Source organism: Geodermatophilus ruber, from assembly GCF_900114385.1.
Classification (GTDB): Bacteria; Actinomycetota; Actinomycetes; order Mycobacteriales; family Geodermatophilaceae; genus Geodermatophilus; species Geodermatophilus ruber.
Genome location: NZ_FOSW01000002.1, coordinates 117,462 through 139,144, shown reverse-complemented (window position 1 = coordinate 139,144; position 21,683 = coordinate 117,462). Strand labels below are relative to the sequence as shown.

Sequence of the window (21,683 nt, the reverse complement as noted above, 5' to 3'; positions counted from 1 at the left end):
GTCAGACCACCCCGCCCTCGGCCAGGGCGTCGATGCGCTCCTCCGGGTAGCCGCACAGCTCGCGCAACACGCTGCGGGTGTGCTCGCCGAGCTGCGGTGCCGGTCGGTCCAGCGTCGTGCCGCTGCCGGACATCACGATCGGGATCCCGGTCCCGTACAGCTCGACGACGTCCGGGCCGGTCGCCTCGGTGAGCCGGACGACCTCGCCCCGGGCGAGGACCAGCGGGTCGCGCACCGCGCTGCTGGGGTCCCGGACCTCGGCCGCCGGCGCGCCCGCGGCGTCGAGCGCGGAGAGCACCTCGGCCAGGCTGCGGTCGGCGGACCACGCCGCGATCAGTCCGTGCAGCTCGTCGGCGTGGGCGACCCGGCCGTCGCGGCCGGCGAAGCGCGGGTCCTCGACGAGGTCTTCCCGCCCGATGGCACGCAGGAGCCCGTGGGCCAGCGGGTCGACCGGCGCGCACAGCGCGAACCAGCCGTCCTTCGCCTCGAAGGTGCCGAACGGGGCGAGCCGGGGCACGGTCGCGCCGGTGCGCAGCGGCAGCCCGATCTGCTCGAAGGCGTCGAACGGCTCGCAGGCGACGAGGGACGTGAGGGCACCGAGCATGGAGACGTCGACGTGCTGCCCGACGCCGGTCCGCTCGGCCTGCAGCACGGCGGCCACCGTCCCGATCACGGCGTACAGCGGGGCGAGGAGGTCGGCGACCGGGAGGCCGAGGCGCACCGGCGGCTCCCCCGGCGCCCCCGAGGTCATCATCACGCCGCTCAGCGCCTGGATGATCGTGTCCATGGCCTTGCCGGTGCCGGGGCCGCCCCCGGCACCGAACCCGCTGATCGAGGTGTAGACGAGCCGGGGGTTGAGCTGCCGCGCCCAGGCGTGGTCGATGCCGAGCCGGGCGGTGACGCCGGCGCTGTAGTTCTCGACCAGGATGTCGGCGCTGCGGACCAGATCGGCGAGCACCTCGCGGCCCTCGTCGGTGCGCAGATCGAGGGTGAGGCTCTCCTTGTTGCGGCCGCGGACCAGCATGGAGACCGACATGTCCTCGGGTGCCTGGCGACGGACGCTGAGCCGGCCGTCGGACAGGTAGGGCGAGTTGTTGCGCGCCGGGTCGCCGCCGCGGGACGGGTTCTCGACCTTGACCACGCGGGCGCCGAGCCCCGCGAGCAGGAGCGTCGCGTACGGGCCGGCCAGGGCGTTGGTCAGGTCGATGACGACCATGCCGGCCAGGGGCCGGTCACCCGCGGAGCCGGTCACCGGGGCCCCCGCTCGTCCACCGGCGTGAGGCGCAGCGGCGCGGACACGTAGCCGATCTCGGGCATGCGCGCGCCCTCGAGTGGCCCGTCCAGCGCGAAGTGGGTGGTGCGGGACAGCAGCTCCCCCAGCGCGATCCGCAGGGACAGCCGGGCCAGGGGCATCCCGACGCAGCGGTGGCGGCCGCGCCCGAACGCCAGGTGCTGGGCGATGTTCGGCCGGCCGAGGACGAAGGCGTCGGGCTCGGGGAAGACCTCGGCGTCGCGGTTGGCCGAGGCGTAGACGAGGGTCACCGGCTCCCGGGGGCGGATCACCCGACCGTGGAGTTCGACGTCCCGGGAGACCGTCCGCGCGAAACCCCGGTAGGGCGTGTACAGGCGCAGGAACTCCTCCAGCGCGTCCGGCAGGAGCTCCGGGTGGGCCCGCAGCCGGGCCTGCAGCTCGGGGTCGCGGGCCAGGTGCACGCAGATCGACCCGAGGATGATCGGCGGCGCCACCATGCCGACGACGAGGCTCTGCCGGAGGGCGCCGACGAGGTGCTCCTCCTCCAGCGGGCGGCCGTCGAGACGCTCGGCGAGCAGCGAGCTCGCCGGGTCCTCCTCCACCGGCCGGGGGGCGTGCCGGCGGTCGCGGACGAGGTCGCGGGCGATCTGGTACATCCGCTCGCTCATCTCGTTGACCACCGGACCGTCCATCCGGCGCCAGGCCCGCACCCAGGCTGTCGCGGTGTCGGCCAGCTGCGGTGCGATGCCGGGGTGCAGGTTGAGCCACTCGGTGGTCACCCAGGCCGGGAAGCGGGCGCCGAACTCCTGGGCGACGTCCCCGCTCCCCCGCTCCACCATCGGGCTCAGCTCGCGCGCGGCGTGCGCCCGGAGCCGGGGCTCCAGCCGGCTGATGCGTGCCCGCTGCAGCGTCCGGTCCAGTGCCCGGCGGTAGGGCGTGTGCGCGGGCGCGTCGAAGTTGAGCGGTGGGCGGCGCAGCCCGCGGGGGTCGCTGGGCACCACCGCGCGGACCGAGGAGATGAAGGTGGCGGAGTCACCCGCCGCGGCGGCCACGTCGGCGTGCCGGGTCAGGGCCCAGAAACCGCCGTACGCGTCCGTGTGCGCCACCGGGCACTCCGCGCGCAGCCGCGCGTACAGCCCGTGGGCAACGGTCGGGTCGTCGGACTCCAGGGGGTCGAAGTCCGGGTGCACCGGGCCCGGGACGGCGGTCACGGCGCGGCCTCCTCGTGGTCGCCCGCTCCGACGGGCGCGGGGATGGTGTCGAATACCGACGCCGCGACGGCGCGGGCCTCGACCTCGATCTCGGCGTGCAACCGGTGGAACAGCTGCTGGGCCCGTTCGGCGGGCCACGGCGCGGGCAGCAGCTCGACGGGCAGCTGGGGGTCCTCCCGCAGGGCCAGCCGCCACTCCTCCTGCAGCGCCAGCTGGCGGCCCAGGGGGTCGGTGTGGCTGCGGTCGGCGGCGCCGCCGTCCCAGCGCTCGACGAACCGCTCGTACTTGTGGGCCAGGTGCGGGATGTCCCAGACGTCGCGCACCATCCCGGCGACGTCCAGACCGGCGTGGGGCTGGGCGACGAAGGGCCGGACGTGCTCGGCGGCCTCCAGGCCGGACAGGAGCCGGTCGACGTCCACGGCCGACGGCGCGATCCAGAGGCCGCCCTGGAGCGGCCCGAAGCCGGCCCAGATCAGGCGCGTCCTCAGCTCGTGGCGCTGGCGCTGCCAGGACTCGGGAAGGGTGAAGCTGAGCAGCGTCCACCGGCCGTCCCAGTGCCGGTTGACCGCTCCGGTCCGCCAGATCTGGACGTACGCGTCGTGCAGCACCTCCCGCGAGCGCGCGGTGAGCCCGTAGTAGACCGGCCGGCCCCGCCGCTGGCTGACCAGGCGCCCCTTCTTGACCATGCGCGCGACGGCCGAGCGGGTCGCGTGCGGGGAGACGCCGACCCGCTGCATCGCCTCGATGATGCTGGTGCCGGCGAGCAGCACCGGACGCCCGAGCAGGTGCGCGCCGAAGAGGGTCAGCAGCAGGTTCTCCGGCCGGAGGACGGTCTCGTCGGCCGCGGTGCCCGGCTCCGGCACGCCCAGGGCGTCGAGGGTTTCCGGGGTCATGGCTCAGACACCCCCGACCCGTGCGGCGACACCGAGCTTGGACTTGCGCCGGGTGTAGGCGAGAACGACGACCAGGACCGTGCCGGTGATGAGGACGAGGACGGTCGACAGGGACGCCAGCAGGGCGAAGGAACCGCTGGTGAACACCTCGAGGATGCGGAAGCCGACCACCGGGTTGGCCGTGCCGGCCAGGATGGCCGACGCGGTCAGGTCTCCCACCATGCGGATGAACAGCAGCGCCCAGCCGGCGACCAGCCCCGGCATCATCAGCGGCAGGTAGATCCGGGAGAAGGTGCGGAAGGGCCGGGCCCCGGAGACCGCCGAGGCCTCCGGCAGCTCCTTGCCGACGCCGCTGACCGCGGCATCGGCAGCGATCGAGGCCTGCGGCAGGTACAGCGCGAGGTAGCCGATCAGCAGGATCAGCAGGGTGCCGGAGAGGAAGAACGGCGCACCGGCCAGGAGCAGCAGGATGCCGACGGCGATGACCATGTTGGAGATCGCCGCGGGCAGCTTGATGGCCGCGTCGATGCCCTTGGCGAGCAGGGTCCGCCGGCGCGCCACGTAGAGGGCGATCATCGCCGCGCCGAGGATGCCGATCAGCCCGCCGACCAGCCCGAGCCCGAGGCTGTTCACCAGCGCCTGGAGCGTGGTCGCGTCGTCGAAGACGGCCCGCTGCAGCGCGGTGAAGCTGAGGTTGGACCAGGCGATGTCCGGCGTCCAGAAGCCGTTCAGCGACACCAGCACCAGCGCGACGATCGGCAGGATCGTCGAGAAGACGACGTAGCCGAGCACCAGCAGCCGGGCCGGCCACTTCCACGCACCCAGGTCGATGGTCTTCGCCCGGGCACCCTTGCCCGCCACGGTGGCGTGCCGGCCGCGCCGGAGGATCCGCAGCTGCAGCCAGTAGGCCAGCCCGACGAAGACGACCACGAAGAAACTGAGCCCGATCGCCACGTCGGTCTCCGCCGGGAAGGTGAAGGTCAGCAGCTCGACGATCCGCACGGAGATGACGTCGATGCCGGCCGGGGTCCCGATGATCGCCGGGATCGAGAACATCCCGACGCCGAACCAGACGGCCAGCAGCAGCCCGGCACCCAGGCTGGGCGCGACCGCGGGGAGCGTGACCGTGCGCAGCGTCCGGAACGTGCCCGCCCCGCTGAGCCGCGAGGCCTCCTCGAGCGCCGGATCCAGGTTCCGCAGGCCGGCCGAGGCGTTCATGAACACGAACGGGACGGCGTAGAAGGCCATGACCAGGATCAGGCCGTACCAGGAGTTGATGTCGAAGGGGCCCTCGCGCAGCTCGATGCCGAAGACGGCGAGGCCGTCCCGGATCCAGCTGTTGAGCAGGCCGGCGCGCGGCGACAGCAGCATCGTCCAGCCGACCGCCCCGGCCACCGGCGGCAGGAGGAACGGCAGCAGCGGCAGCGCGTCGGTCAGCAGCCCCATCCGGGCGTTGGTGCGCTCGTTGAGCCAGGCCAGCCCGACGCCGATCACGAACGCCAGCGCCGAGCTGGCCAGGACCAGGATCAGCGTGTCCAGCAGGAGCGAACCCAGGTCGGGGATGGCCAGCGTCTTGCGGATCGGCTCCAGGGTGAGGCCCCCGTCGACCCAGAACAGCCGGGTCAGCACCCGGCCGAGCGGGACGACGACGATGGCGATGAAGACGGCCGCGATGAGCAGGGTGACGGCGTCGAAGGGGCCGGGCAGCCGCCGCGAGAGCCGAGCGTGCCGGCCCGCCGGCCGGTCGCTGAGGAGGGCGCCGGTGCCGCTCACGACGCCGTGACCATCGCCGGTGCGGCACTCGGGCGCTCGGCGTCCGCGCGCCTGCCGTCGCCGTCGAGCGGCAGGACCCGCACGTCCTCGGGCGCCACGGACACCCACGCCGCGGCTCCCGCGTCGACGAGATCGGAGCGAGGGCTCCAGAGGCGGACGTCGACGTCACCCACGGCGAGCAGGTACTCGGTGTGCGAGCCGACGAACATCGGCGCCTTGACCCGGCCCAGCCAGCGGTTGACCGCCTGCGGCTCCTCACGGGAGAGCAGGCCGCGCTCGGGACGCCACATCGCCGCCACCCGGTCGCCCACCGCCACGCGCTGCCCGACCAGAGCGCCCACGACCCGCCCGTGGCCGGTGTCGACGACGACCGTGTCCCCGTCGACGGCGGAGACGGTGCCGAGCGACTCGTTGATGGCACCGATGAACTTGGCGACGTACCGGGTCGCCGGCCGGTGGTAGATCTCCTGGGGGCTGCCGAACTGGGCGATGCGCCCGCTGTCGAGCACCGCGATCCGGTGCGCCAGCTCCATGGCCTCGGTCTGGTCGTGGGTGACGAACAGGGCCGAGAAGCCGAGCTTGCGCTGCATGGAGACCAGCTCGAAGCGCAGCTGCTCGCGGACCTTGGCGTCCACGTTCGACAGGGGTTCGTCGAAGAGCACCAGATCGTCGTTGTTCACCAGCGCGCGGGCGAGGGCGATCCGCTGCTGCTGGCCACCGCTCATCTGGCCCGGGTACTGCCGCTCCAGCTCACCGACGCCGACGAGTTCGAGCGCCTCGCGCACGCGCCGGGCGACCTCGTCCTTCGGGACCTTCCGGCCGCGCCGGCTGAGCAGCGGATAGGCGACGTTCTTGAACGCCGTCATGTGCGGCCACAGCGCATAGGACTGGAAGATCATGCTGATGTCCCGCCGCTCGGGCGGGACCTCGATCCCCTCCCGGGACGAGAACTGGGTCCGCCCGGCGATGGCGATCGAGCCCTCGTCCGGCGTCTCGAGCCCGGCGATGGTGCGCAGCAGCGTGGTCTTGCCGCACCCGCTGGGGCCCAGGAGGACGACGAAGTCGCCCTGCGCGACCTCGAAGGTCACGTCGTCGATGGCGTTGACGACGGCCCCGCTCTCCCGGCGGAAGCGCTTGATCAGGTTCTTCACTTCCACGACCGGTGTCGCGGAACTGGTGGTCTCATCCAGCGGCATTGCACTCGCCTGTCTGTTCGTTCGAAGCGTTGCACCCCGCTGACCTGGGCGGTCGTAGGGGACCACAGCTAGGGCCGTCAGTCCGGTGACCCGCATCACCCGACGGGCCGCTGCGAATGTTTGCCGAACAAGTCACCGCCGTCAACACTCTGGCGAAAATCAGTGCGGCCGTGTCAGGCTGCTCCCGTCGGCCGCCGACATCGCGGCGGCAGCTACCCGCAGGAACCCGAGCGCCTCCGGCGCAGTCGGTCCACCCGCTCACCGATCCGAGGAATGCCGATGACCGCCCAGCACCCCCGGTTCCAGGTCGACCTGGAGGCCGACGACGCCCGGCGCGCGGAGCACGACTTCGACCCGGTGCGGCCCGACGAGACCTTCACCAGCGCGCACGAGGAGTTCGCGGAGCTGAGGAGCCGGTGCCCGATCGCGCGCAGCCAGGAGTACGGCGGGTTCTGGGCGGCCCTCGGCTACGACGAGGTGCTGTCGGTGATCACCGACATCGAGCACTTCACGACGTCCAAGCAGAACGCGATCCCGAAATTCGCCTTCACCGGCGTCCGGCCGCCACTGCACCTGGACCCGCCGGACCACATGGCCTACCGGCGCGTGATCAACCACTTCTTCACGCCACCGAAGATGCGCGCGATCGAGCCGAAGGTCCGGGCCGCCTCGGTCGAGCTGCTCGACCCGCTCATCGACCAGCAGTGGGTGGACGTCTGCAAGGGGTACGCGCAGAAGTTCCCGGCGCACGTCTTCGCCCACTTCTTCAACCTCTCGGTCGAGACGTCCGAGGAGATCAAGCAGGTCAGCGGCACCTACGTCGACGCCATCCAGGTGCTCAACCACGAGGTCGTGATCAGGCTGAGCCGCCGGCTCTACGAGATCGCCCAGAGCGTCATCGACGAGCGGCGGGCCAACTCCTACGACCCGGCCGAGGACCTCACGGCGGCCCTGCTCGCCGCGGAGTACCAGGGCGCCCCGCTGCCTGCCGACATGGTCCTCGGCTGCGTCCGGCAGCTCATCGTCACCGGCATGGTGGCGCCCAGCGTCTTCATCGGGAACATGTTCGTCCACCTGAGCCGGGACCCGGAGCTCCAGGACCAGCTCCGCAACCAGCCGCACCTCATCCCCGCAGCGGTCGAGGAGTTCCTGCGGCTCTACTCCCCCTACCGCGGCATGGCCCGGACCGCGCGCGAGGACGTCATGCTGAGCGGTCAGCTCATCCGCAAGGACGACCCGATCGCCCTCGTCTACACCTCCGCCAACCGGGACGAGCGCGTGTTCCCGAACGGTGAGCAGTTCGTCCTCGACCGCCCGAACATCTCCCAGCACATCTCGTTCGGCCGCGGTACGCACAGCTGCCCCGGGGCGCCGCTGGCCCGGATGATGATGACGATCACGCTGGAGGAGGCCCTGGCGCGCAGCTCCTCGTTCACCATGGCCGGCTCGCCCGAGATGGCGATCTGGGCGGAGTGGGGCACCCGCTCGGTCCCGCTGGACTTCGTCCGCGCCTGACCCACCCCGCCACCGGGCGGGATCCGATCGTCAGGACACCCGAGCGACCACGAGACGGCGAACCCGGCCCGATCCGCCCGCCGGTCAGCGGTCCCGGATCAGCTCCGCCCAGGCCGCCTGCGCCCGCGGGGCCCAGGCGGCGTGTCGCTCGCGGAACACCTCGGCCGCCCGGTTGCCGCTCCACCGCGGCGGCAGCAGCTCCCGCGGGAGCCGGGGGTCGAGGAGCGGGAAGCGCCGCCACTCCTGCACCAGCCGGACCTGGGCGACCAGCGCCTGCAGGTCGGTGCGGGGGCGGCGGCGGGCGGCGAGCTCGAGGAAGTCCTCGTAGCGGGCCTCGATGGCGTCCAGGTCCCAGGCGCTGCGGGTCAGCGACCGCTCGTCCCCGATGACGCCGGCCGCGGCGACGAACGACCAGCTGCCCTCGACCAGCCCGAGCTCCTCGAGCACCCGCCGCGCCTCGCGCTCGCGGTCGACCCGCGGGGTGACCCAGGTGGTCCCGTTCACCGAGCCGAGCCCGGCCCACCCGAGCTGGGTCCGCAGCCGCTGGCGCAGCGGCCGCGCGTTCTCCGGGATGCCGACGGTCAGGACCAGCCAGCGGCCGTCCCACGTCCGCTCGTCGGCGGCGAACCCGTAGATGCGGTCCGTGCCCTCCTTGAGCAGCCGTGTCCCGGCCTCGGTGAGCGACCAGCAGGTCTCCCGGCCGACCCGGCTCCCCGCGATCCAGCCGCTGTCGGCGGTGCGCATGATCGCCTGGCGGGCCGCCTTCTCGGCGACGTCCAGCTCGGCCAGCAGGTCGATGAGCGTGGCGGTCCACACCGGCCGGCCGCCGGGCAGCACGAACTCACCGAGCACCGTCAGCAGCAGACTGCGCGCGCTCGCCGCGCCGAGCTCCTGCCGCCGCGTCACGAACGGCTCCTCCATGACCTCCACGTCCCTCATGGTGACACCCGGCCCGGCCGGCGCCGGAGAGCGCTGCCGGCACCACCGGGCAGCCAGGTCACGAGTTCGCCACGAGACCACCCGGCACCGATGTGAGGCCTGACGCGCCAGAAGCTGACGCTACAGATTCTTGCATCAAACAGGGTGCCATGTATCACGTTTCCGTCGCCGCCCGGAGCGCCCCGTGCCACAGCACCGGCCCCGACCCCGTCGTCCCCTCAGAACCGGTGCCGCTCCACGTCGACGTAGCCGCCGCTCTCCTCGTGACCGGGCCCCATCGGCTCGGCGTCGGCAGCCCCCGCGGGAGTGTCGTGCGGCCGGGCCGCCGCCCGCTCCCGTTCGGCCGCGTAGCGCGCCTGCCGCGTCCCGTCGGGCGGCTGCGCCCGGCCGGTCCCCGGGCGGCCGTCCTGGTGCTGGCCGACGTCGCGGCCCCGACTGCCCACCTGCTTGCGCAGCCGGCCGTCCTCGGTGGCCGCGAAGCCGTGCCGCTCGAACCAGGCGGTGACCGCCGCCCGTTCCGGGTGACCCTCGCGGACCACGTTGAGGACGTAGTTGAGCCCGCGGGCGGCCGCCTCCTCCTCGAGCCGGCCGAGGACGAACGCCCCGACGCCCGCGCCCCGCTCGCCCTCCTCGACGGCGAGCAGGATCTCCGCATCCCCCCAGACGTCGTCCAGCCAGCCGTACCCGACGACGCGGCCGTCGCGCTCGGCCCGCCACCAGTCGCTGGAGAGCCGCTCACCGGGCCGGCGGGCCACGGTCGGGAACACGCCGTCGGGGACCGCGGCGAAGACCCGCTGCCGGTCGGCGTCCCACCGGGGGTCGTCCTCGCGCACCCAGTGCAGACCACTCGTGACTGCGTCCGTGACAGCCATGGCCGAACCGGTCCGTTCCTCGGGGCCGCGGGCCGGCCGCGGCTCGTCCAGCATGCGTGACCTGCACCACATGTCTACAAGGAACACGCCACTTGCGCAAGCTCATGTAGCACGTAACGATGGCGTTCGGCAGCCGGCGTGGTTCTCGCACCCGCACCCCCTGGAGGCACCGTGACCACCCTCGACACCCGCTCGGTCCCCGGCGCGGAGGGCTCGGCCCCCGGCGAGGAGCCGGTCCCGACGACCGAGGTGTCCTTCGACACCTCGCCCGAGCAGTACCGGCACTGGACGCTGTCGGTCGACGGTGAGGTGGCGACGCTGACTCTCGACGTGGCCGAGGACGGCGGGATCGTGCCGGGCTACGAGCTGAAGATGAACAGCTACGACCTGGGCGTGGACATCGAGCTGCACGACGCGGTGCAGCGCATCCGGTTCGAGCACCCCGAGGTCCGGGCGGTCGTGGTGACCAGCGGCAAGGACCGCATGTTCTGCGCCGGGGCGAACATCAAGATGCTGGCCGCCTCGCCGCACAGCTGGAAGGTGAACTTCTGCAAGTTCACCAACGAGACCCGCAACGGCATCGAGGACGCCTCGGCCCGCTCCGGGCTGCCGTTCCTCGCCGCGGTCAACGGCACCGCGGCCGGCGGCGGCTACGAGCTCGCGCTGGCCTGCGACCAGATCGTGCTGGTCGACGACAACTCCTCGGTGGTGTCCCTGCCCGAGGTGCCGCTGCTCGGCGTGCTGCCGGGCACCGGTGGGCTGACCCGGGTGGTGGACAAGCGCGGCGTCCGCCGCGACCTGGCCGATGTCTTCTCCACCACGGCCGAGGGGATCCGCGGCGAGCGGGCGGTGCGGTGGCGGCTGGTCGACGCCACCGTCAAGGCCCGCGACTTCGACGCCGAGATCGCCCGCCGGGCCGCGGAGGCGGCCGCCGGCTCGTCCCGCCCGGGCGCCGGCGCGACCGGGGTGGCACTGACCCCGCTGCACCGCGAGATCGACGGCGACACCGTCCGCTACGCGCACGTCCGGGTGGTCCTCGACCGCGAGTCGGGGACCGCGACGATCAGCGTCCTCGGCCCCACGGCCGTGCCGGGCAGCGTCGAGGAGCTGCACGCGCAGGGCGACGCCGCCTGGCTGCTGGCCGCCACCCGGGAGCTGGACGACGCGATCCTGCGGCTGCGCACCAACGAGCTGGCCGTCGGCACCTGGCTGCTGCGCACCGAGGGCGACCCCGCCACCGCCGCCGCCTACGACCGGTTCCTCCTCGCCCACCGCGACGACTGGCTGGTCAACGAGACCATCGGTTTCTACCGCCGGACGATGAAGCGGCTGGACACCACCAGCCGCAGCCTGTTCGCGCTCATCGAGCCCGGGTCCTGCTTCGTCGGGGCGCTGGCGGAGATCGCGTTCGCCGCCGACCGGCAGTACATGCTCGACGGGCAGTTCGAGGACGACGCGCACCCGTTGCCGCCGGCGGTGCTCCGGCTGGACGAGTTCAACACCGGGCTGCTGCCGATGAGCAACGACCTCACCCGGCTGCAGGTCCGCTTCCTCGGCAGCGCCGACGAGCTCGCCGCCGCGGAGGCCGCGCTCGGCCGGGACCTCCTCGCCGCCGACGCCGCCGAGCTGGGTGTGGTCACGGCCACCCCGGACGACATCGACTGGGACGACGAGATCCGGCTGGCCGTCGAGGAGCGGGCCAGCTTCTCCCCCGACGCGCTCACCGGCATGGAGGCCAACCTGCGCTTCGCCGGCCGCGAGACGCCGGAGACGAAGGTGTTCGGGCGGCTCACCGCCTGGCAGAACTGGATCTTCCAGCGGCCCAACGCCGCTGGCCCCGAAGGAGCGCTGCGCCGCTACGGCACCGGCAAGCGGGCCGACTACGACAGGAAGCGGGTCTGACCATGACTGCGTCCACCGAGAGCTCGCCGCAGAACGGCACGGTCACCGGCGAGGCCCCCACCCCGACCGGGCCGCTGTCGACGATCGACTACAGCGAGCGGATCCCGAACAACGTCGACCTGGCCTCCGACCGCAAGCTGCAGCGGGCGCTGGAGAGCTGGCAGCCGAAGTTCCTCGACTGGTGGAAGAACCTCGGGCCCTCCATCCCCACCCACGACGTCTACCTGCGCACGGCGATCGCGGTCGGCCGGGACGGCTGGGCGCACTTCGACCGGGTGCCCATGGAGCAGTACCGGTGGGGCATCTTCCTCGCCGAGCGCAACCCCGACCGCACGGTCGCCTTCGGCGACCGCAAGGGCGAGCCGGCCTGGCAGGAGGTGCCCGGCGAGCACCGCTCGGACCTGCGCCGGCTGATCGTCGTCCAGGGCGACACCGAGCCGGCCTCGGTCGAGCAGCAGCGCCACCTGGGCATGACCGCGCCGTCGCTGTACGACATGCGCAACCTGTTCCAGGTCAACGTGGAGGAGGGCCGGCACCTGTGGGCGATGGTCTACCTGCTGCACGCCTACTTCGGGAAGGACGGCCGCGAGGAGGCCGAGCAGCTGCTGAAGCGCAACTCCGGTGACTACGACTCCCCGCGCATCCTCGGGGCGTTCAACGAGGAGACCACCGACTGGCTGAGCTTCTTCATGTTCACCTACTTCACCGACCGGGACGGCAAGTACCAGCTCGGCACGCTGAAGGAGAGCGGCTTCGACCCGCTGGCGCGCACCTGCGAGTTCATGCTCAAGGAGGAGGCGCACCACATGTTCGTCGGGACGACGGGCGTGCAGCGCACCGTGCAGCGGACCGCCGAGCTGATGAAGCAGCACGGCACCGACGACATCTGGGCCTACGGCGGCATCCCGCTGTCGGTGATCCAGAAGTACCTGAACTTCCAGTACTCGGTGTCGATGGACCTGTTCGGGTCGGAGACGTCGTCCAACGTGGCCGGCTACTACACCGCCGGGCTCAAGGGGCGCTGGATGGAGACCCGCCGCAAGGACGACCACCAGCTGCACGACCTGACCATGGACGTCCCGCTCATCGAGGACGGGCGGATGAGCACCCGAACCGTCCCGATGCTCACCGCGCTGAACCTGGATCTGCGCAACGAGTACGCCGCCGACTGCGAGAACGGTGTCAAGCGGTGGAACCAGGAGCTCGAGGACGCCGGCCTGGAGCAGCGGCTGTTCCTCCCGCACCAGGGCTTCAACCGCAAGGTCGGCGCCTTCGCCGGCCACCACGTCACGCCCGACGGCCAGATCGTCGACGACGCCACCTGGCGGCAGCGGGCCGGCGAGTGGCTGCCCACCGCCGACGACCGCGCCCGGGTGGCGGAGCTGATGGTGCCGCACTACGAGCCGGGCCACTTCGCCGGCTGGATCGCCCCGCCGTCGGTCGGCATCAACTCGCTGCCGGTCGAGTACGACTACGTCCGCTTCTGAAAGGACCCTCCTGCCCCCCACCGCTCGCACGCTCGCGGCGGGACCCTGCAGGAGGGCCGTTGCAGTACGTCACGAGAAGGGCTGAGCAGCGTGGCCACCCTCGACACCGCCCCCGCAGCACCCGCCGCCCCCCTACCGCCGGCACCGGAGCTCTTCAACGCCGCCGAGTGGCTGGTCACCCGGCACGCCCGGGCGACGCCGGACCGGCGGGCGATCACCGCGGTCGACCTCGACGGCAGCGTGCGCACCCTCACCTACGCCCAGGTCGAGGACGCCGTGACCCGGTTCGCCGCGGCGCTGCTCGCCTCCGGCGTCCGCCCCGAGGAGCGGCTGCTGCTGTGCATGGGCGACACCCCCGAGCTGCTCACCGCGTTCCTGGCCGGCCTGCGCATCGGCGCCGTCCCCGTGCCGGTGAGCACCATGCTCAAGCCCGCCGACATCGCCACGCTGGCCACCGACAGCCGGGCCCGGCTGGTGGCGCTGAGCTCCGAGTTCGCCGGGCTGGGCACCGCGGTGAGCGGGTGCCGTGACCTCGCCGACGTCGTCGTGCTCACCACCGGCGACCTCCCGGAGGTCACCGGCGCGCGGGTGCGCACCTGGGACGCCTTCGTCACCGCCGGCGCCGACTTCCTCGAGCAGGCCGCGACGCCCTACCCCACCGTCGCCGACTCCCCGGCCTTCTGGCTCTACACCTCCGGCACGACCGGGAAGCCCAAGGGCGCGATGCACCGGCACGGCTCGTTGCGCGACACGGCCGAGACCTACGCCCGGCACGTCCTGGCCATCGGCCCGGACGACGTCACCTTCTCGGTGGCCAAGTTCTTCTTCGCCTACGGCCTGGGCAACACCCTCACCTTCCCGTTCTCGGTCGGCGCGAGCACGGTGCTCGACCGCTCCCGGCCCAGCCCCGCCGGCACCCTGCGGGTGCTCCGCGAGCACCGGCCGACGCTGTTCTTCGCCGGGCCCACCTACTACGCCGCGCTGCTGGCCGCCGGGCTACCGGGCGACGCCTTCGCCGGGGTGCGGGCCTGCGTCTCTGCCGGCGAGGCGTTCCCTGCCGCCCTGTTCGAGCGGTTCACGGGCACCTTCGGGGTCGAGATGCTCGACGGCATCGGTTCCACCGAGATGCTGCACATCTTCATCAGCGGCCGCCCCGGCCGGACCCGCGCCGGGGCCACCGGCGAGATCGTTCCCGGCTACGAGGCCAGGATCGTCGACGACGACGGCGCACCGGTTCCCGACGGGACGCCCGGCAACCTGTACGTGAAGGGCTCCTCCGCAGCGACCGGCTACTGGTCCCGCATGGACGTCACCCGGCGGGTGTTCCAGGGCGAGTGGGTGCGCACCGGCGACACCTACGTCCGCAGCGCCGACGGCTTCTACTCCTCGCTGGGCCGCACCGACGACATCATCAAGGCCGGCGGCATCTGGGTCTCCCCCACCGAGGTCGAGGAGCGCCTGCGCGCACATCCGCAGGTCAACCAGGTCGTCGTCGTCTCCGTACCCGACGAGGCGGGCCTCGACAAGCCGGTCGCCTGCGTCGTCCTGCTCCCCGGAGCCACCACGACCCCCGACGAGCTGGTGGCCTTCTGCCGGGACAGCCTGGCTGCGTTCAAGCGGCCCCGGCACATCCTCGTGTTCGAGGAGCTGCCCACCACCGCCACCGGGAAGCTGCAGCGCTTCCGCGTCCGCGAGCTGGCGCTCGAGCTGCTCGGCGGCGCCGCCCGGCCCGACCTCACCCCGGCACCCGGGAGCCCCGCATGACCGCGACCGACGTCCTGCTGCTGGAGGGAGTGGCCGCCCCCGGTCGCTCCGTCGACGTCGACCTGCTCGTCGTCGGTGCCGGCCCGGCCGGGCTGTACGCCGCCTACTACGCCGGCTTCCGCGGCCTGCGGACGGCGGTCGTCGACAGCCTCCCCGAGCCGGGCGGCCAGGTCACGGCGCTCTACCCGGAGAAGATGATCTACGACGTCGCCGGGTTCCCGGGCATCAAGGGGCGCGACCTCGTCGCCGGCCTCGTGGAGCAGGCGGCCCGCTTCGACCCCGTCTACGTGCTCGGCGAGCGCGCGGAGAGGCTGGGCAACGAGGCCGGTCACCGTCCGCGGCCCGGCGACCGGCTGGTCGTGACCACCGACAAGGGCACCCGCATCGGCTGCGGCGCCGTCGTCGTCACCGGGGGGATCGGCACCTTCACCCCGCGGCCGCTGCCCGGCGGTGCGGAGTGGGAGGGCCGCGGCCTGACCTACGTGGTCCGGGAGCTCGCCGCGCACACCGGCCAGGACGTCGTCATCGTCGGCGGCGGGGACAGCGCCGTCGACTGGGCCCTGGCCCTGGACGGCATCGCCACCTCGGTGACGCTCGTGCACCGCCGCAAGCACTTCCGCGCCCACGCGGCCAGCGTCGCCGACCTCGAGCGGAGCCGGGCCGTCATCGTCACCGACGCGCAGGTCAGCCACCTCGAGGGCGACGGCACGCTGCACACCGTGCACGTCCGGCACAAGGACGGCACGGTCACCCCGCACCAGGCGCAGGCGGTCATCGCCGCCCTCGGCTTCACCGCCGACATCGGGCCGCTGGAGAGCTGGGGCATCGAGATCGTCGACCGCAAGATCCTCGTCGACACCGCGATGCGCACCTCGGTCGCGGGCGTCTACTCCGCCGGGGACATCACCGAGTACTCCGGGAAGGTGCGGTTGATCGCGGTCGGGTTCGGGGAAGCCGCCACCGCGGTGAACAACGCCGCGACCTACCTCGACCCCGACCAGCCGCTCTTCCCCGGCCACAGCAGCGACGACCCCGCCGGCATCGGCGCTCCCGCCGCGCACTGAGTTCACGCACAGGAGGAGACACCCGTGCCCTACGTCATCGGCGCCGAGTGCATCGACACCACCGACATGTCCTGCGTCGAGGAGTGCCCGGTCGACTGCATCTACGAAGGCGACCGCAAGCTCTACATCAACCCCAAGGAATGCATCGACTGCGGCGCCTGCGAGCCGGTCTGCCCCGTCGAGGCGATCGCCCAGGACCGCCGGGTGACCGACGAGAACGAGCCGCACGTCGCCGACAACCGGCGGTTCTTCGTCGAGCTCCTGCCCGGCCGCGACGCCGCCCTGGGCAGCCCCGGCGGTGCCTCCAAGGTCGGCCGGATCGGCGTGGACACCGAACTCGTCGCCGAGCACTCATGACGCTCTGGGCGCTACCGCGCCGGCAAGACCCGTGTCGGCTGAGGGGGCCGGTCCGATGCGCGCCGTGCTGACCCTCGGCAGCGACCAGACCGCCGTCGCGACCGAGGCGCGGGCGGCGGAGGACGCCGGCTACGACGGCGTGGCCACCGGCGAGCACCTCTTCTTCCACTCCCCGCACCCCAACGGCTTCGTCACGCTGGCCGCGGCGGCCGGCGCGACCACGCGCATCCGGCTGCTCAGCGCGCTCACCGTGCTGCCGCTGTATCCGGCGGCGCTGGCGGCCAAGCTGGCGACCACGCTGGACCGGGTCTCGGGTGGCCGGTTCGACATGGGCGTCGGCGTGGGCGGGGAGTACCCCCCGGAGTTCGTCGCCGCCGGGGTGGACGTGGCCCAGCGCGGCGCGCGTGCGGACGAGGCGCTCGAGGTGATGAAGTCTCTCTGGGACGGCGGCGCGGTCGAGGTCGAGGGCACGTTCACCCGGATTCCCGACCTCGCCCTCGACCCGGGGCCGGTCCAGCCCGGCGGGCCGCCGCTCTGGCTGGGCGGCCGGCGCCCCGCGGCCATCCGCCGGGCCGGCCGCTTCGCCGACGTCTGGATGCCGTACATGTACACCCCCGAGCAGGTGGCCTCGAGCCTGGCCGAGGTGCGCGCGGCCGCCGAGCGGGCCGGCCGCGACCCGGCCGCGGTCCGGGGCGCGGTGTTCTGCTGGGGCGGCGTCGACGCAGACCCGGCGCGGTCGCGCCGGGAGGTGGTCGACGGGGTCGGTGCGGTGTACCAGCAGGACTTCAGCCGGCTCGCGGACCGGTACCTGCTGCACGGCGACCCCGACCGGGTGGTCGCCCGGGCCCGCGAGTACGCCGACGCCGGCGCCGGGACGCTGATCTTCTCCCCGGTCGGCGCGGGCGACCGCCGCCGCGAGATCGTCGATCTGTTCACCCGCGCGGTGCTGCCCCGGCTGCGCGCCTGAGCCGGCCGGTCAGTTGCGGGCGCCGGTTCCCTCACCGGCGGCCAGCAGGGCCGCGCCCACGATCCCGGCCTCGTTGCGCAGCGCCGCGGGGACGATCGGCGTCCGCAGGTCGAGCAGCGGCAGGAACTTGTCGGCCTTCTTGCTGACCCCACCGCCGACGACGATCAGGTCGGGCCAGAACAGTTTCTCCAGGGTCCGGTAGTAGCGCTGCAGCCGCTTGGCCCACTTCTCCCAGGCGAGGCCGTCGCGCTCGCGGGCGGCCTCGCTGGCGCGGTGCTCGGCGTCGACGCCGTCGATCTCGATGTGCCCGAGCTCGGTGTTGGGCACCAGCCGGCCGTCGTGGACCAGCGCGGTGCCGATCCCCGTGCCCAGGGTGGTGACCAGCACGACCCCGGGGTGGCCGCGCGCGGCGCCGAACCGGGCCTCGGCGTACCCGGCCGCGTCCGCGTCGTTGACCACGGTGACCTCGCAGCCGGTCGCCCGGCGCAGCAGCGCCTCGGCGTCGGCGTCCACCCAGGCGGGGTCGATGTTGGCCGCCGTCCGCGTCACCCCCCGGGTGACGACGGCCGGGATCGTCACCCCGAGCCGCCCGGTCCAGCCCGCGGTGCCGACGATCTCGGCCACCACCTCGCCCACCTGCTCGGGGGTCGAGGGCCGGGGCGTCGGCAGCCGGACCCGCTCACCGGCGAGATCGCCGGTGTCCAGGTGGACCGGCGCACCCTTGACCCCGCTCCCGCCGATGTCGACCCCGAAGCCCCGCGCGCCGGTCGACCGGGCGGTTCCCGCCGGAGCGGTCATGGCGCGTCCCGGACCGCGGCTCAGCGGCGCCGGGACAGGTCGGCGGCGCCGACGATGCCGGCGAGCTGGCCGAGCTCGGCCAGCTCCACGCGGGGCGGGGGCCGGTAGTTGGCCGCGGTCAGCCGGTCCTCCAGGGCGCGCACGGTCGGCCGGCGCAGCACCTCGCCGGCCTCCGACACCCCGCCGCCGAGGATGAACATCCCGGGATCGAACGCCGCCGCCAGTCCGGCCATCCCGTGCCCGAGCCAGGAGCCGACGATCGCGAAGCACTCCAGCGCGGCCTCGTCCCCCTCCTGCGCCGCCTGGCTGATGTGCCGGCCGATGATGTCCGCGGGGCGCCCGCCGGCGAGCTCGAGCAGCCGCACCGCCGTGGCCGGGGAGACCGAGGCCAGCTCGCGGGCCTCCTGGACGAGCGCGGTCCCGCTGGCGTAGCGCTCCCAGCAGCCGCGGCTGCCGCAGCCGCAGCGGCGCCCGCCCTCCTCGACGGTGATGTGCCCGAACTCCGCCGCGACGCCGTTGCGGCCCCGGTACATGCGCCCGTCCACCACGATCCCCCCGCCGAGGCCGGTGCCGACGGTGATGGTCACGACGTACTGCTCGCCCCGGCCGGCGCCGAACCGCGACTCCCCCCAGGCGGCGGCGTTCGCGTCGTTCTCGACCACCACCGGGAGGCCGGTGCGCTTCTCGACCGCCTGGCGCAGCGGCTCCCGGCGCCAGGCGAGGTTGGGGGCGAACAGCACCGTGGACCGGTCGGCGTCCACCAGCCCGGCGGCGGCCAGACCCACCGCCTCGACGTCCTCCCCGACCGCAAGCTCCCGGACGACGTCGGTGATCGCCTCCTCGATCTTCTCCGGATCGGTGGACGGCGTGTCCCGGCGGGTCGTCGCGGCCACCCTGCCCTGCTCGTCGACCAGCCCGGCCGCGATCTTGGTGCCGCCGACGTCCACGCCGATGGCCCGATGCATGGCGCCTCCTCCTCTGCTCCCGGCCGGATCCCGTGCCGGCGCGGGCTCACGTCCGGCCGGGAGGCCGGGTGGCCGGGGCCGGCGCGCGGCGCGCACGGCCCACCGCGTTGTCCATGTGCTCGAGCTCGCGCCCCTTCGTCTCGTGGACGTACCGCATGACGAAGACGAACGACAGCACCGCGAAGGCCGTGTACAGGCCGTAGGCGAACGACAGCCCGATGCTGGCGAGGGCGGGGAAGGTCGTGGAGATGAGGAAGTTCGCCAGCCACTGCGCCGCCGCGGCGACCGCGAGCGCGGCCGCCCGGATCTGGTTGGAGAACATCTCGCCCAGCAGCACCCACACGACCGGCCCCCACGAGACGCCGAAGAAGACGACGTAGAGGTTGGCCGCGACCAGGGCGATCGTCCCCCACGGGTCGGGCAGGGAGAGGGTGTCGCCGGAGCCGGTGGCCTGGGTGAAGCAGATCGCCATCAGGCCGAGGGTGACCGCCATGCCCGCCGACCCGATCAGCAGCAGCGGCTTGCGGCCGATCTTGTCGATCAGCGAGATGGCGACGAGCGTGACCACCACGTTGGTGACCGAGGTGATCACGGTGATCGTCAGCGCGCTCTCCTCGGTGAACCCGACCGAGCGCCACAGCGTCGTCGAGTAGTAGAAGATCACGTTGATCCCGACGAACTGCTGGAAGACCGACAGCAGGATGCCGACCCAGACGATGGGCAGCAGTCCGAGGTTGCGCCCGCGGATGTCGCTCATCCGCGGCCGGTGCTCGCGGTTGAGGCTGTCCTGGATCTCCCTGATCTTGGTGTCGACGCGCGCCGAGCCGAGCACCTGGCGCAGCACCTGCCGGGCGGTGTCGTCGTCGCCGCGGGCGACCAGCCAGCGCGGCGACTCGGGGATCTGCAGCGCGAGCACCCCGTAGGCCAGAGCCGGGACCAGCATCGTCAGGAACATCCACCGCCACGCCGGCAGGCCGAACCAGAGCTCCTGGTCCGCGCCGCCGGCCAGGCGGGCGAGGAAGGCGTCGGAGAGCAGCGCCACGAAGATGCCCGTGACGATGGCCAGCTGCTGCAGCGAGCCGAGCCGGCCACGCAGGTGGGCGGGCGCGATCTCGGCGATGTAGGCGGGCGCGATCACCGACGCCACGCCGACCCCCACGCCGCCGACGAACCGCCACAGGGCGAGGTCCCAGGCGGCCGTGGCGAGGCCCGAGCCGATCGCCCCGGCCGCGAACAGGCCGGCCGCGATCACCATGACCCGGACACGCCCCCACCGGTCCGCGGCGGCGCCGGCGAACCACGCCCCCACCGCGGACCCGAGCAGCGCGATGGCCACGGTGAAGCCCAGCGCGAACGAGCTGAGGTCGAACTCTTCGCGGATGGCGTCCACCGCACCGTTGATGACCGCGGTGTCGAAGCCGAACAGGAAGCCGCCGATCGCGGCGACCACGGAGATCAGCAGTGCCCGGCCGGTGGTGTGCTCGTCCTCCGGGGGCGTCTGCGCAGCCGCCCGCGACGGTTCGTCGACCATGTCCCGACACCTCGATGTGCGCCGTGGTGGATGACACGTGCGGTTCGACGGTGGACCCCTGCGGGGCGCAGGTCAACGGTGTGCGGAACGGTTTCGTCCTAGCTGGGGTCAGCTGCGCCGGGGACGGTGGGCTCGCCGGCTGCCGGTGGGGGCTCCCCCCGGGGGCCGGCGGGTAGCGGCGCGGCCCGGGCGACGAGCCAGACGAGCGTCGCCTGCCACAGGACGAAGCAGGTCAGCGCGACCGACCACACGACCGGACCGATCTGGGCGAGCGCCCCGCGCGGCACCATCGCCACCGAGCACAGGGCCAGGACGCCGAGCAGCCACACGGCCAGCGCGGCCCGGAAGCAGCGGAGGGCCGGGTCCGGACGGACGGCGATGCCGAGGGCGGACAGGTCGTCGGGCGGGTGGCGGCGCAGCATGGTCCGCCCGGACCGGTAGACCAGCACCCCGGGATAGCGCTCGCCCAGCATCCGCTCGCACCGGCGACGCCGGCGCGGGCGGAGGCCGAGGCGGCGGGGCAGGGCGACGGCCTGGATCCGCGCCGCGGCCGCGCGGAAGCCGTGGTCGGCGAGGACGATGCGGCCGCGGGCGGCGATCACCGCGGTCACGTCCCCCCAGCCGGTGCCCGGGCCTGCGTAACTGGGGTGGTACCACCCGTAGAGGCCGCACCCGCACCCCCGCGCGGGCGGGAGGTGCGCGTCGTCGGCGGCGCACCGGGCGTGCTCGAGCTGCCCGCTCCAGGGCCCGGCGGTGACGTGCACCGGCGGTCGCAGCCCGTCCTCGGCCAGGTGGAACCGCCGGTAGCCCCGCACCTCCCCGGCGACCAGGGCGGGAGGCTCCCCGGGAGGCTCGGGAACCGGGGTCACGCCGGTGCGGGGTGCGGCGCCGGCTCGGGACGGGGCGCGGCGGGACCCGGGTCGGCCACCGGCTCGGCCTCGATCTCCCGGCGCTCGACGCCGATGTTCCCTGCGACGCAGGGGCGCACCGGCGGCCCGGCGACCTCCCGGGTCCGGTCCGGCGGGCATGCGGTGAGCGTGTCCATCTGCGGCTCCTCGCCGAGTGGGGTCGGTCGGGCATCGCGTGTCCGCAGTGAAGCACCGGCCGGCCCGCCCCGTAAGGGCGTTCGGCCCCGGGGGTCACCGCGCGGCGCGCCATCGCCGGTGTGGGGGGTGAGCCGCCGGGGCCGGTCGCCGC

The 21,683-nt window shown here is 73.4% G+C and carries 19 protein-coding genes; 7 read left to right on the top strand and 12 right to left on the bottom strand.

The annotated features are described in order from the left end of the window. Position 1 precedes the first annotated feature (1 nt). From BMZ50_RS03385 to BMZ50_RS03365, 5 genes are read right to left on the bottom strand one after another with little or no spacing between them, the layout of a single operon-like run. Complete coding sequence (locus BMZ50_RS03385; RefSeq protein ID WP_218146074.1) at positions 2-1,252, bottom strand: CaiB/BaiF CoA transferase family protein; 1,251 nt, start codon at positions 1,250-1,252, stop codon at positions 2-4. Beyond that, positions 1,249-2,463, bottom strand: a complete 1,215-nt coding sequence (locus tag BMZ50_RS03380; protein ID WP_091321284.1) for a cytochrome P450 — start codon at positions 2,461-2,463, stop codon at positions 1,249-1,251. The genes BMZ50_RS03385 and BMZ50_RS03380 overlap by 4 nt, the downstream gene beginning before the upstream one ends. Further along, entirely contained in the window at positions 2,460-3,356 is an 897-nt protein-coding gene (locus BMZ50_RS03375) for a PaaX family transcriptional regulator (RefSeq protein WP_091321282.1), read from the bottom strand. The genes BMZ50_RS03380 and BMZ50_RS03375 overlap by 4 nt, the downstream gene beginning before the upstream one ends. 3 nt (positions 3,357-3,359) lie before the next feature. Next, on the bottom strand, positions 3,360-5,129 hold the full coding sequence (locus BMZ50_RS03370; RefSeq protein ID WP_091321280.1) for an ABC transporter permease: 1,770 nt from the start codon (positions 5,127-5,129) through the stop codon (positions 3,360-3,362). Then, the gene (locus tag BMZ50_RS03365; RefSeq protein ID WP_091321278.1) at positions 5,126-6,325 is read right to left on the bottom strand and encodes an ABC transporter ATP-binding protein; all 1,200 of its coding nucleotides are present in this window, start codon (positions 6,323-6,325) and stop codon (positions 5,126-5,128) included. Before BMZ50_RS03365 ends, BMZ50_RS03370 begins: the two co-directional genes overlap by 4 nt. A gap of 279 nt (positions 6,326-6,604) precedes the next feature. On the opposite strand from BMZ50_RS03365, the gene BMZ50_RS03360 reads away from it, so the two are divergent. Next, positions 6,605-7,840, top strand: a complete 1,236-nt coding sequence (locus BMZ50_RS03360) for a cytochrome P450 (protein WP_091321276.1) — start codon at positions 6,605-6,607, stop codon at positions 7,838-7,840. A gap of 84 nt (positions 7,841-7,924) precedes the next feature. On the opposite strand, the gene BMZ50_RS03355 is transcribed toward BMZ50_RS03360, so the two are convergent. Both BMZ50_RS03355 and BMZ50_RS03350 read right to left on the bottom strand, forming a co-directional pair. Next, entirely contained in the window at positions 7,925-8,779 is an 855-nt protein-coding gene (locus BMZ50_RS03355) for a PaaX family transcriptional regulator (protein WP_091321274.1), read from the bottom strand. 218 nt (positions 8,780-8,997) lie between these two features. Then, on the bottom strand, positions 8,998-9,651 hold the full coding sequence (locus BMZ50_RS03350) for a GNAT family N-acetyltransferase (protein ID WP_177212620.1): 654 nt from the start codon (positions 9,649-9,651) through the stop codon (positions 8,998-9,000). Between the two features lie 171 nt (positions 9,652-9,822). On the opposite strand from BMZ50_RS03350, the gene boxC reads away from it, so the two are divergent. From boxC to BMZ50_RS03320, 6 genes are all read left to right on the top strand, one after another. Further along, positions 9,823-11,553 carry a 2,3-epoxybenzoyl-CoA dihydrolase gene (gene boxC / locus BMZ50_RS03345; protein ID WP_091321269.1) on the top strand — a complete coding sequence of 577 codons (1,731 nt, stop codon included), beginning with the start codon at positions 9,823-9,825 and terminating at the stop codon, positions 11,551-11,553. A gap of 2 nt (positions 11,554-11,555) precedes the next feature. Continuing rightward, positions 11,556-13,040, top strand: coding sequence for a benzoyl-CoA 2,3-epoxidase subunit BoxB (gene boxB, locus BMZ50_RS03340; protein WP_091321267.1), 1,485 nt, complete (start codon positions 11,556-11,558; stop codon positions 13,038-13,040). A 90-nt stretch (positions 13,041-13,130) separates the two neighbouring features. Beyond that, positions 13,131-14,804, top strand: a complete 1,674-nt coding sequence (locus BMZ50_RS03335) for a benzoate-CoA ligase family protein (protein WP_091321265.1) — start codon at positions 13,131-13,133, stop codon at positions 14,802-14,804. Next, positions 14,801-15,868 (top strand): NAD(P)/FAD-dependent oxidoreductase, encoded by a 1,068-nt coding sequence (locus BMZ50_RS03330; protein ID WP_177212619.1) that lies wholly within the window; start codon positions 14,801-14,803, stop codon positions 15,866-15,868. The genes BMZ50_RS03335 and BMZ50_RS03330 overlap by 4 nt, the downstream gene beginning before the upstream one ends. Before the next feature lie 24 nt (positions 15,869-15,892). After that, positions 15,893-16,225 carry a ferredoxin gene (gene fdxA, locus BMZ50_RS03325; protein WP_091321263.1) on the top strand — a complete coding sequence of 111 codons (333 nt, stop codon included), beginning with the start codon at positions 15,893-15,895 and terminating at the stop codon, positions 16,223-16,225. Between the two features lie 55 nt (positions 16,226-16,280). Next, positions 16,281-17,192, top strand: coding sequence for an LLM class flavin-dependent oxidoreductase (locus BMZ50_RS03320; protein ID WP_091321261.1), 912 nt, complete (start codon positions 16,281-16,283; stop codon positions 17,190-17,192). A gap of 9 nt (positions 17,193-17,201) precedes the next feature. Here BMZ50_RS03320 and ppgK read toward each other — a convergent pair whose 3' ends face one another. From ppgK to BMZ50_RS03295, 5 genes are all read right to left on the bottom strand, one after another. Next, complete coding sequence (ppgK, locus tag BMZ50_RS03315; RefSeq protein WP_091321259.1) at positions 17,202-17,990, bottom strand: polyphosphate--glucose phosphotransferase; 789 nt, start codon at positions 17,988-17,990, stop codon at positions 17,202-17,204. Between the two features lie 20 nt (positions 17,991-18,010). Continuing rightward, positions 18,011-18,955, bottom strand: coding sequence for an ROK family glucokinase (locus tag BMZ50_RS03310; RefSeq protein ID WP_091321257.1), 945 nt, complete (start codon positions 18,953-18,955; stop codon positions 18,011-18,013). A gap of 46 nt (positions 18,956-19,001) precedes the next feature. Next, positions 19,002-20,486, bottom strand: a complete 1,485-nt coding sequence (locus tag BMZ50_RS03305) for a sugar porter family MFS transporter (RefSeq protein WP_091321255.1) — start codon at positions 20,484-20,486, stop codon at positions 19,002-19,004. Positions 20,487-20,584: 98 nt separating this feature from the next. Next, the gene (locus BMZ50_RS03300; protein WP_091321252.1) at positions 20,585-21,355 is read right to left on the bottom strand and encodes a hypothetical protein; all 771 of its coding nucleotides are present in this window, start codon (positions 21,353-21,355) and stop codon (positions 20,585-20,587) included. Continuing rightward, positions 21,352-21,531, bottom strand: a complete 180-nt coding sequence (locus BMZ50_RS03295; protein WP_091321249.1) for a hypothetical protein — start codon at positions 21,529-21,531, stop codon at positions 21,352-21,354. Before BMZ50_RS03295 ends, BMZ50_RS03300 begins: the two co-directional genes overlap by 4 nt. Positions 21,532-21,683 lie beyond the last annotated feature (152 nt).